Source organism: Bacteroides sp. (assembly GCF_052357945.1).
Lineage (GTDB): Bacteria > Bacteroidota > Bacteroidia > Bacteroidales > Bacteroidaceae > Bacteroides.
The window spans coordinates 1-10,613 of record NZ_DAWCXD010000154.1 but is presented as its reverse complement, the minus strand read 5'-3'; the positions used below and the strand labels follow the sequence as shown (position 1 = coordinate 10,613).

General features: G+C 39.3%; 9 protein-coding genes and 1 tRNA gene. 5 read left to right on the top strand and 5 right to left on the bottom strand.

Going from position 1 to position 10,613, the window contains the following annotated elements; translation table 11 throughout:
- Window positions 1–125: 125 nt before the first annotated feature.
- Window positions 126–200 (bottom strand) — tRNA-Pro (locus ACT8YW_RS19475).
- A 477-nt stretch (window positions 201–677) separates the two neighbouring features.
- On the opposite strand from ACT8YW_RS19475, the gene ACT8YW_RS19470 reads away from it, so the two are divergent.
- A complete protein-coding gene (locus ACT8YW_RS19470) occupies window positions 678–1,544 on the top strand; it encodes a helix-turn-helix domain-containing protein (RefSeq protein ID WP_444106854.1) in 867 nt (288 codons plus the stop codon).
- Window positions 1,545–1,653: 109 nt separating this feature from the next.
- Here the strand turns inward: ACT8YW_RS19470 and aroB are convergent, their stop codons facing one another.
- On the bottom strand, window positions 1,654–2,715 hold the full coding sequence (gene aroB, locus ACT8YW_RS19465) for a 3-dehydroquinate synthase (RefSeq protein ID WP_009000328.1): 1,062 nt from the start codon (window positions 2,713–2,715) through the stop codon (window positions 1,654–1,656).
- A gap of 79 nt (window positions 2,716–2,794) precedes the next feature.
- Here aroB and ACT8YW_RS19460 point away from each other — a divergent pair, with 79 nt between their 5' ends.
- The 3 genes from ACT8YW_RS19460 (at window position 2,795) to cls (ending at window position 7,785) form a co-directional block, all read left to right on the top strand.
- Window positions 2,795–3,199: a hypothetical protein gene (locus ACT8YW_RS19460; protein ID WP_444106853.1), complete on the top strand. Its 405-nt coding sequence runs from the start codon at window positions 2,795–2,797 to the stop codon at window positions 3,197–3,199.
- An 83-nt stretch (window positions 3,200–3,282) separates the two neighbouring features.
- Window positions 3,283–6,213: a TonB-dependent receptor gene (locus tag ACT8YW_RS19455; protein ID WP_444106852.1), complete on the top strand. Its 2,931-nt coding sequence runs from the start codon at window positions 3,283–3,285 to the stop codon at window positions 6,211–6,213.
- Window positions 6,214–6,345: 132 nt separating this feature from the next.
- On the top strand, window positions 6,346–7,785 hold the full coding sequence (gene cls / locus ACT8YW_RS19450; protein ID WP_444106851.1) for a cardiolipin synthase: 1,440 nt from the start codon (window positions 6,346–6,348) through the stop codon (window positions 7,783–7,785).
- Between the two features lie 24 nt (window positions 7,786–7,809).
- Here cls and ACT8YW_RS19445 read toward each other — a convergent pair whose 3' ends face one another.
- The 3 genes from ACT8YW_RS19445 to ACT8YW_RS19435 are packed head-to-tail and all read right to left on the bottom strand — an operon-like array spanning window position 7,810 to window position 9,796.
- Window positions 7,810–8,343 carry an RsmD family RNA methyltransferase gene (locus ACT8YW_RS19445; protein ID WP_009000332.1) on the bottom strand — a complete coding sequence of 178 codons (534 nt, stop codon included), beginning with the start codon at window positions 8,341–8,343 and terminating at the stop codon, window positions 7,810–7,812.
- Window positions 8,334–9,110, bottom strand: a complete 777-nt coding sequence (locus tag ACT8YW_RS19440) for a DUF3822 family protein (RefSeq protein ID WP_444106850.1) — start codon at window positions 9,108–9,110, stop codon at window positions 8,334–8,336. The genes ACT8YW_RS19445 and ACT8YW_RS19440 overlap by 10 nt, the downstream gene beginning before the upstream one ends.
- Window positions 9,110–9,796 carry a hypothetical protein gene (locus ACT8YW_RS19435; protein WP_444106849.1) on the bottom strand — a complete coding sequence of 229 codons (687 nt, stop codon included), beginning with the start codon at window positions 9,794–9,796 and terminating at the stop codon, window positions 9,110–9,112. The genes ACT8YW_RS19440 and ACT8YW_RS19435 overlap by 1 nt, the downstream gene beginning before the upstream one ends.
- 95 nt (window positions 9,797–9,891) lie before the next feature.
- On the opposite strand from ACT8YW_RS19435, the gene ACT8YW_RS19430 reads away from it, so the two are divergent.
- Window positions 9,892–10,613: ATP-dependent DNA helicase (locus ACT8YW_RS19430; RefSeq protein ID WP_444106848.1), on the top strand; the 722-nt coding region annotated here is incomplete at its 3' end.

Genomic DNA, 10,613 nt, shown 5'->3' with positions numbered 1-10,613 from the left:
GCAATACGTTCATCCGGAAGAGGATAACTGTATTCACTGATATGGATATGTCTAGGATCTTCTTTCATTGTCTTTTAAAATAAAAAGAGGTTAGAACCCATTCGGCTTCTAACCTCTTTCACCAGTCGGGGTGACTGGATTCGAACCAGCGACCACACGCCCCCCAGACGCGTACTCTAACCGGGCTGAGCTACACCCCGAATTGCGGATGCAAAAGTACTGATTAATTTTTAAATAGCAAATAATCCGTTGAATTTTCTAGTATGATTTATGCTGATTTATGGCTATGATTCTGATTATTAGCCTTTCTTTGGGTTGTATAAATCCTTTTTTTCAATAGGTTTGTCAATTATTGGATCATCTTTTAATAACTTCTTGTGTGATATTAGAAGTAGATAATTAATAATTTTGCTTGAATTAGAAAACAATCTGCTTATTTTTCGTTTGAACGCACTAATTCTTTTCTTATCCTAAAAACACTATAAAAAGTAGGCCGATATATAATAAAACTAAATAGAGAAATGACAAATGAACTAACAATCAGTGAGTTTGTTTATGAATTAATGTAAATAAAAGGTGTTTGACTTCCCTAGTATGATACTGTATTTCCATTTTTGGTGCGTGGTAAATTAGGAAGTTATACATTTGTAAAAAGACTTAGTTTAGAAAGGTGTTAAATGTTAGACATTAAAAATAGAGAGACATTAGAGATATACGTCCTGGGTGACGATTTTAAATTTTATCAAAATCTGAAGTATCTTCCTCTGACTTCTTATCCTTCTAATAATCAATCAGCGTTGATTATATATTGTTTAAGTGGAAGGGCTAAAATTACAGTGCATGAAGATGTACACTGGATACAGCCGGAGGAATTGATTATATTACTACCCGGACAATTTATCTCATTTAGTGAGCCAAGTGAAGATTTCGCGACCATTACGATGGTCATATCTACTTCACTGTTTAGTGACGCGTTAAGTGGTGTGCCCAGATTTTCTCCGCATTTCTTTTTCTATATGCGGACCCATTATTGGTATCCTCAGTCAGAGCGTGATATTCCTCGGATATATAATTATCTGGGTATGATAAAAGATAAAGTTACTTCTCAAGATATGTATAGGCGGGAGCTGATTATTCATTTGTTGAGGTATCTTTATTTGGAACTGTTCAATGCTTATCAAAAGGAATCGACTTTGATGACTGCCCGTAGGGATACCCGTAAAGAAGAATTGGCTAATAAATTCTTTGGGCTTATCATGAAGCATTTTAAGGAGAATAAGGATGTAGCTTTTTATGCAGATAAACTGTGTATTACTTCCAAATATCTGACTATGGTAATCAAGGAAACAAGCGGGAAATCTGCTAAAGACTGGATCGTTGAATACATCATATTAGAAATCAAGGCTTTATTGAAAAATACAAGCTTGAATATTCAGGAAATAGCTATTAAAACGAATTTTGCGAATCAATCGTCGCTTGGACGTTTTTTTAGAAAGCATACAGGTATGTCGCTTTCACAGTATCGGATGAGTAACTTAGAATAATAGTGTGGGCAATTGTCGCACAATTGCCAATTATTTATAGGGATTGGGAAGAAAAAGGGAATGAAGTTTACTTCATTCCCTTTTATTATGTAATCTTTCCAGTGTCGGATTAAATTCCCATACATTCGCGATAGAAATCGAGCATCTCGAAAATAGTGTCCTTATCGGCAGTTTGATTGATGCAAATATCCCCGATATCCTTCAGTAGGGTGAAATTAATTGTACCTGAAGTATTCTTTTTGTCATGCGTCATGAATGCATATAGTTGGTCGTATTTTTTGCAATCGAAAGTAAATACGCCATAATTGTCCTTGATAAATTGGATCGTTTGTCTCATTTTCTCTTTCGGGAAATCTACTTTGAGATGAGAAAGATACAGTTCGCATACGATTCCCCAAGCTACTGCATATCCATGCAATACAGGGCGGTCTTCTGCCAGTGCCATGCTTTCGAATGCATGTCCCACAGTGTGTCCCAGGTTTAATGCCTTGCGGATTCCATGCTCAAAGGGGTCCTGTTCTACGATATCTTCTTTCACTTGTACCGATTGTCCTACTAATTGTTTGAGAGCTGTATAGTCAATATTAGAAGTATTGAAATTGAGTAATTCCACCCAGTGTGCCGTATTGCTAATCAAACCATGCTTCAGCATTTCAGCATATCCGGAGAAAAAATTGTGTGCATCCAGTGTACGCAGGAACTCTGTTTCAATCAGTACACTGTTTGCCGGAGCAAAGGCACCGATTTCATTTTTCAGACCGTTGAAGTTGATTCCTGTTTTACCACCCACTGATGCATCTACCATAGCCAGCAGAGTGGTCGGTATATTGATATAGGAAATTCCACGTTTGAATGTGGCTGCGGCAAAACCTCCGAGATCCGTCACCATCCCTCCTCCAAGATTGATAAGCAAAGAATGGCGGGTAGCTCCTTGAGTACTTAATGCCATCCAAACGGAGGCAAGCGTTTCCAGAGTTTTATGTACATCTTCGGCTCCGATACAGATTTCTACAGCATCTTTCAGTAGACCTGATGCCTTTAAGGAAGGAAGGCAAAGACGCTGGGTATGCTCGTCTGTGAGGACGAATAATTTGTCATGCGGGCATAACTCAATGGCACGACCGAGGCTCGTTTCCAAGCTTTCGCAGAGAATAACTTCTTGTTTACTCATGATTCTTTTGCTTTTTTACTCTGCAAATGTATATAAAATATTTTTTTTACTTACTTTTGTCTCATTAAAACGTTCAATCATGAAAGCATTATTACCTGCGTATTGTCGTCCTTTAGGATATGTGGTCTTGTTGGTAGCTCTGTTCATCCCTTTTATTCTAGTGATGCGGGGAGTGGTGACCGATCATAACTTGCTGTTTTATAAAGAATGCACAAAGTTGCTGATGATGGCAGGATGCTTGTTGATAATCTTTGCATTCAGTAAAAATGAGAGCCGTGAAACGGAGCAGATTCGTAATTCAGCTGTTCGTAATGCTATCTTTTTAACATTTTTGTTCGTCTTTGGTGGCATGTTGTGGCGTGTAATGCAAGGAGATGTGATTAATGTTGATACTTCCTCTTTCCTGACCTTTTTGGTTTTTAATGTGCTTTGTTTGGAATTTGGTCTTAAAAAAGCGCTTGTTGATCGATTCTTTAAAAGATAATTTTTTTTTCAATTAAACCTTTTGCGATTCGATTTGTCAAAAAGACATTGTTATTGCTACTAATATAATCGTAAATAAGGTAAATGAAAAGATTTTCAGCAGGGTTGGTGCTGATGTTGCTATGCACCTTCTCAATTTTTGCACAGAATAAGGTAATTACCGTTTCGGGACGTGTGGTGGAAGCCGACACAAAAGAGCCCGCAGCGCAGGCTACAGTTCAATTGTTATCATTGCCTGATAGCGCTTATGCCGCAGGTATAGCCAGTAGTAACCAGGGATGGTTCACTCTCCCCAAAGTAAAAGCCGGGAAATATGTATTGAAAGTTTCCTATATCGGGTTTCGTACCAAACTCGTACCAATACAGTTATCTGCTAATGCCACCGATAAAAAGATGGGAACTATTACATTGGACCCGGATGCTGTCATGCTGAAGGAAGCAGTGATTACTGCCGAAGCTCCGCAGGTGGTCGTAAAAGAAGATACGTTGGAATATAATTCGGCAGCTTACCGTACCCCCGAAGGGGCAATGCTTGAAGAATTAGTGAAGAAACTTCCGGGAGCAGAGATTGATGATGATGGTAATGTCAAAATCAATGGTAAAGAAGTAAAGAAGATTATGGTAGATGGTAAAGAGTTCTTTGGGGGTGATGTGAAAACCGGATTGAAGAACTTGCCGGTCAACATGATCGATAAACTGAAAACATACGATAAAAAATCCGACTTGGCACGTGTCACCGGAATAGATGATGGGGAAGAAGAAACTGTTCTCGACCTGAAAGTGAAGAAAGGAATGAATCAAGGCTGGTTTGGTAACGCAAGTGTTGCCGGTGGTACAGAAGACCGTTACGGAAGTAACTTGATGTTGAACCGTTTTGTCGATAATAGCCAATTTTCTTTAATCGGTTCGGCCAATAATGTGAACGATCAGGGATTCTCTGGTGGAGGTGGTGGCCCTCGTTTTCGGAATAGCAATGGTTTAACTGCTACCAAAATGCTTGGAGTTAATTTTGCTACTCAGACTGATAAGTTGGAACTGGGAGGTAGTGCCCGTTATAATTTCAGTGACCGGGATGCAACATCTACAAACTACTCGGAACGTTTCCTGCAAAATGGAAATTCGTACTCCAACTCAAACAGTAAAGGCCGTAATAAGAATACAAACTTCAATGCTGACTTCCGTTTGGAATGGAAACCGGATACATTGACTAATATTATTTTCCGTCCGAACGTTTCTTATGGAAAATCTAATAGCTATTCCATTTCCGAATCGGGTACTTTTAATGGAGATCCATTTAATCTGGTGTCCAATCCCAATGATTTCCTGAACAAGGTTTTCTGGGGAAGTACAGATGATCCATTAGAAGATGTTCGTGTCAATGCCAGCAATAGTGAGTCTAAATCTGAAGGTCAGGATCTCTCTGCAAACGCTTCTTTGCAAGTGAACCGAAGATTGAATAATCAGGGACGAAATATAACTTTCCGTGGTACATTTAGTTATGGAGATAATGACAGTGAACAGTTTAGTGAATCATTAACGCGTTATTTTGATAAGGCAGCAAACAAAGCGGATGATGAACGTAAACAGTATATCACTTCTCCCACCAAGAGTTACGATTATACAGCTGAACTGACTTATAGCGAGCCGATCGCAAAAGCTACTTTTTTGCAATTCCGTTATAAGTTTCAGTATAAATATAGTGAAAGCGATAGAAGTACATACAGTTTGATTCCTGATGCAGATAAAGGACAGGATTGGTTTTGGAATTTTGGTGATGGTCTACCTGAAGGGTATGAAGAGAATAAGGATAGAGATTTGAGTAAATATGCTCAATATAAATATTATAACCATGATATTAATGCAGGGTTGAATATTATCCGCGAGAAATATCGATTGAACTTTGGAGTGTCTCTGCAACCGCAGAATACTAGATTAGATTATAAGAAAGCTGAAGTAGATACTGTAGTAAAAAGAAATGTGTTCAATTTTGCTCCTAATGTTGATTTTCGTTACAGATTCTCTAAAGTCAGCCAGTTACGTTTTACTTATCGGGGACGTGCAAGTCAGCCGAGTATGGAAAATTTGCTGGATGTAACCGATGATTCTAATCCGTTGAACATTCGTAAGGGTAATCCGGGATTGAAGCCTTCTTTCTCTCATTCTATGCGTTTATTTTATAATACTTATAATGCAGATAGCCAACGTGGCATAATGGCTCATGCAAACTTGAATATGACTCAAAACAACATTACCAATGCCACTACTTACAATCAGAGTACCGGTGGAGTAACAGTTAAACCGGAGAATATCAACGGAAACTGGAATGCGATGGGGATGTTTGGATTCAATACGGCATTGAAAGATAAGCGTTTCACTATAAACTCTTTCTCTCGCGCCAACTATACCAATGCGGTTTCTTACCTTTTCAATGACGATACCAAGATAAATGACAAGAACACCAGTACAACATTGACTTTAGGAGAGAATCTGAATGGAACTTTCCGTAACGACTGGTTTGAATTTACCTTGAATGGTTCAATCAACTATAACTTTGAACGAAACAAACTGCGTCCGGAAAATAACCAGGAACCTTATACATTTGGTTATGGTGCAAGCACTAATATCTCTTTACCTTGGAGTATGACGTTGTCAACCAATATAACTAATAACGCGCGCCGTGGTTATCGTGATGCCAGTATGAATAAGAATGAACTTATCTGGAATGCGCAGATTGCTCAGAACTTCCTGAAAGGCAATGCTGCAACCATCAGTTTTGAAGTATATGATATTTTGCGGCAGCAATCCAATATCAGTCGTTCGTTGACAGCCGATATGCGTTCTGTTTCTGAGTATAATGGAATTAACAGTTATTGTATGCTCCGTTTCTCTTATCGCCTGAATATTTTTGGAAATAAAGAAGCCCGTGGTAATATGCGTCATGGTGGTTTTGATGGCGGTGGTCCGCATGGTCCACGTGGGTCACGTGGTGGCTATGGAGGTGGCAGACCATTCTAAAGTGACGTAATAGATTCAAATAAAACGAAGAAAGTCCCGGCACAACATTCAATGTTGTCACCGGGACTTCTTTGTTAATCCGATAATTTACTCTATATTTGTTGTTCAGTATCTGTATGAAAGGAGATTCCTATGATTGATTGGAACTATATGCTTAGCCAGATAGCAACAGTAGCTTTTGATATTCTTTATTTTGGAGCCATTATCGGTACGATTGTCATTATCATTCTTGACAACCGGAATCCGGTTAAAACTATGGCATGGATACTCATATTACTTTTCTTACCTATTGTCGGGCTTGTCTTTTATTTTTTCTTTGGCCGGAGCCAACGTCGTGAACGCATCATCGGGCAAAAAAGCTATGACCGCCTATTAAAGAAACCAATGGCCGAATATCTGGCGCAGGATTGTTCTGATGTTCCTTATGAATACTCCCGTCTTATTCATCTTTTCCAGCAAACGAATCAGGCATTTCCTTTTGAGGGAAATCGTGTGGCAATCTATACGGAAGGATATACCAAACTCCAATCATTATTGCGTGAGCTACAAAAAGCGAAGCAGCATATCCACATGGAATATTATATCTTTGAGGATGATGCTATTGGGCGTCTGGTCAGAGACGTACTGATCGAAAAGGCTTCTCAAGGAGTTGAAGTGCGGGTGATCTATGATGATGTAGGTTGCTGGCATGTGCCTAATCGCTTTTTCGAAGAAATGCGTAATGCCGGCATTGAGGTCAGAAGCTTTTTAAAGGTACGTTTTCCCTTATTTACCAGTAGAGTGAATTACCGGAACCATAGAAAGATTGTTGTCATTGATGGGCGTGTGGGGTTCGTTGGAGGAATGAATCTGGCAGAACGCTATATGCGTGGTTTCTCTTGGGGAATTTGGCGTGATACGCATATCATGCTGGAAGGTAAGGCTGTGCACGGTTTGCAAACGGCTTTCCTGCTCGATTGGTATTTTGTAGACCGCACCCTGATAACTGCTTCCCGTTATTTTCCAAAGATTGATTCTTGTGGAAACTCTTTAGCGCAAATTGTCACGAGTGAACCTATCGGACCATGGAAAGAAATCATGCAGGGCTTGACGGTTGCCATTACCAGTGCAAAGAAATATTTCTATATGCAAACCCCTTATTTCTTGCCTACAGAGCAAATATTAGCTGCTATGCAAACAGCTGCATTGTCTGGGGTAGATGTGCGCTTAATGCTGCCGGAACGTGCTGATAATTGGATTACTCATCTTGGATCACGTTCTTATTTGGCCGATGTGATGCAGGCAGGCGTTAAAGTTTTTTTTTATAAAAAGGGCTTTCTGCATTCTAAACTTATGGTTTCAGATGATATGCTTTCCACAGTAGGATCTACCAATGTCGACTTTCGTAGCTTTGAGCATAACTTTGAAGTGAATGCCTTTATGTATGACGTAGAAACAGCCCTTGAAATGAAAGAAATATTTCTTCAGGACCAGCGAGAAAGTACACAAATCTTTTTAAAGAATTGGGTCAGACGTTCGTGGAGACAAAAAGCTGCGGAGTCTATCGTGCGTTTATTGGCTCCGCTACTTTAATAGTGATGAGATTGATTGAAGAACTTATCTGAACAGTGAGAAGTTTACACTTCCATACACTCTTCTCTCTATGAAATGTGGATTTTCCTCGAAGTTATTATCTTTTCCGTGCTCCAGTACCAATAACCCTCCCTCTTTGAGAAGATCGTTCTGGAAGATTAGTTCGGGTATTGTTTCCAATTCTTTTAATGCATAAGGAGGATCGGCAAAGATGAAGTCAAACTGTTCGCGACCATTCTTGATAAATTTAAATACATCTCCGCGTATTGGTAGACACTTATCTGTTTGCACCTCTTTCATGATTTTGCAGATGAACGAGTGATGCGCAGGCTCTTTCTCAACGCTAATAACCCGATCACATCCGCGGGATACCAGTTCGATACTAATACTTCCGGTTCCGGCAAACAAGTCAAGAGCCGTGACTCCTTCTTCAAAGTCGATGTAGTTATTGAGTACATTGAACAGATTTTCTTTGGCGAAATCTGTTGTAGGACGTGCTTTAAATGTTCGGGGCACGTCGAATCTTCTTCGTTTGTAAATACCGCTGATTACTCGCATGTTAATAAGGCTTGCATGTCAATATTAGTTGCAGGATTCATGATGAATACCTGTAGGATAAACTTTTTTAGTTCGCTCATTAGAACTTCTTTCTCGGAAAGCGTTCCAGTTAGGTGTAGCTCATCCCGTTCCTGATCAAATTCCAGTTGCTTCCAAGCGTACAATAAATAGTAAATGCGGTCTTCTGTATGCGTACATTCAAAAGAATTGGCCAGAAGTAGATGACCTCGTTCAAAGCAATAGATGTCAATGCCGTCTTTGCGTACAGAAGCGTACATCTTCTTACTGTTTCCTAATCTGCTTTTTACAGAAAAATAATCGATGAACGGAGTGGCTTGAGAATAAAAACGAGCTTCGGGGTATTGTTCATTTAAAAAGTTCTGTGCACTTTTATCTATGCCGAAGATAACAGCTAGATTATTCTTTCTTAGAATATTATAGAGTACCGTTTCGTTTTCTCTTTTTTGATGATTATGATAAAACAGCAGTTCTGCCTGTTTTTCCTCATCCTCAAACAAATCTAATGGCGCGATTGTAAAACGCTTGCTTGCCATCATTATATTTACCCGCTTGTAAGGATGATTTAGGAAGTCCGATTCGTGAAAGGTAGCCTTTAGATTCGCTGTAAGGGATAGAGATATGTCTATCTCTTTCTCTATTATTGAAAGCGAATCGTCATGAATCGGGTTATAGATAGAAAAAGAAAATCCATCCGTACTAAGACGGATGGATAAAGTATATTGTTTTGATTTAGTAAAGTCAATCATTATTCCCAGTTACCAGCACCATTGTTTGGAGTATCAATAGAACCTACCATCAAACCGCTATATTTGCCTAGTTTAGAATCCAAGTCTTTCAGGTTGATGATTTCTTGTTTGTCAAGTCCGCCTAAGTATGTCTCGTATGGAGCTTTTACTTCGAACAAATATACTGGGGCACCAGACTTGGCAGTGTCATTTTTCACGTTCATTTCGAATTGAGCACCATTTCCGTGAGGAATATATTTCATAGAGTCGGCATTGAATCCTTTTGGATAGATAGTATCCAATACAGCTACCCACATAGTGTCACGTTTGAAGTTTTCAAGTCCCCATTTCTTAACTTCATCGTATCTGCCGGTTTTCTTCGCTTTTTGGATGATATCTACAGCTTTCTTCTCAGTCAGCCCATCTTCCAACTGCTTGTCTGTCAGCTGTCCGATTTTCATAACGAACGGCAATTTTTGATTTTTAACGAAATCAATCAATGTGTCTAATTTGGGAGCATACATTCCGCGATGTAGCATACGATACTCCTGCTGTGCTTTACGGATGTCAATTAGGCGGGCAATAACAGCTTTTTCCCTTTCCTTCTTTGCCTTTTCAAAATTGATAGGACCCATAATGCTGGTGTAGCAGATATAAACCAATGCGGCAGCACAGAGCACTAATACAATATTAAATACTGTTTTCATGATAAATTATGTTTTTAGTTGTTATATTCGCATCGCAAAAATAGAATAAATAAATTTAAATACGATAGTTCCTCGAACTTTTTTCTTGTACAAAAATGATAAATAACTATTTAGAAAGGCAAATTAAGGAAAATTTTCCTTATCAGCCAACTTTAGAGCAGGAAATTGCTGTAAAATCTCTTTCAGAGTTTCTGCTGTCCACACTAGCGGATGAAGTCTTTATCTTAAGAGGTTATGCCGGTACTGGTAAAACATCATTGGTAGGGGCATTGGTGAAAACGATGGATCAGTTGCAGCAGAAATCTGTATTGTTGGCTCCTACAGGACGTGCGGCAAAAGTTTTTTCAGCGTATGCAGGACATCCGGCTTTTACTATTCATAAAAAAATATATAGACAGCAGTCTTTTTCTAATGAGCTTAGTAACTTTTCGATCAATGACAATTTAGCTACAAATACATTGTTTATTGTCGACGAGGCTTCCATGATTTCAAACGAAGGCCTGTCGGGTAGTGTGTTTGGAACAGGGCGTTTATTGGATGATTTGGTGCAATTTGTGTATTCGGGACAAGGTTGCCGACTCTTGTTGATGGGAGATACAGCACAGCTTCCCCCGGTAGGTGAGGAGTTGAGTCCTGCGCTTTTTGCCGATGCATTGAAAGGTTATGGACTTGAAGTACGTGAGATTGATCTTATCCAAGTGGTTCGCCAGGTGCAAGAATCCGGAATCTTGTGGAATGCCACGCAGTTGAGGCAACTGATAGCGGAGGATGATTGTTATTCTTTACCTAAAATAAAAATAACAGGTTTTCCTGATAT

Excerpts from the sequence above, each read along its gene's own strand:
- ACT8YW_RS19470 (WP_444106854.1), top strand. The coding sequence starts at position 678 with ATGTTAGACATTAAAAATAGAGAGACATTAGAGATATACGTCCTGGGT.
- cls (WP_444106851.1), top strand. The coding sequence starts at position 6,346 with ATGATTGATTGGAACTATATGCTTAGCCAGATAGCAACAGTAGCTTTT.
- ACT8YW_RS19460 (WP_444106853.1), top strand. The coding sequence starts at position 2,795 with ATGAAAGCATTATTACCTGCGTATTGTCGTCCTTTAGGATATGTGGTC.
- aroB (WP_009000328.1), bottom strand. The coding sequence starts at position 2,715 with ATGAGTAAACAAGAAGTTATTCTCTGCGAAAGCTTGGAAACGAGCCTC.
- ACT8YW_RS19455 (WP_444106852.1), top strand. The coding sequence starts at position 3,283 with ATGAAAAGATTTTCAGCAGGGTTGGTGCTGATGTTGCTATGCACCTTC.
- ACT8YW_RS19445 (WP_009000332.1), bottom strand. The coding sequence starts at position 8,343 with ATGCGAGTAATCAGCGGTATTTACAAACGAAGAAGATTCGACGTGCCC.
- ACT8YW_RS19440 (WP_444106850.1), bottom strand. The coding sequence starts at position 9,110 with ATGATTGACTTTACTAAATCAAAACAATATACTTTATCCATCCGTCTT.
- ACT8YW_RS19435 (WP_444106849.1), bottom strand. The coding sequence starts at position 9,796 with ATGAAAACAGTATTTAATATTGTATTAGTGCTCTGTGCTGCCGCATTG.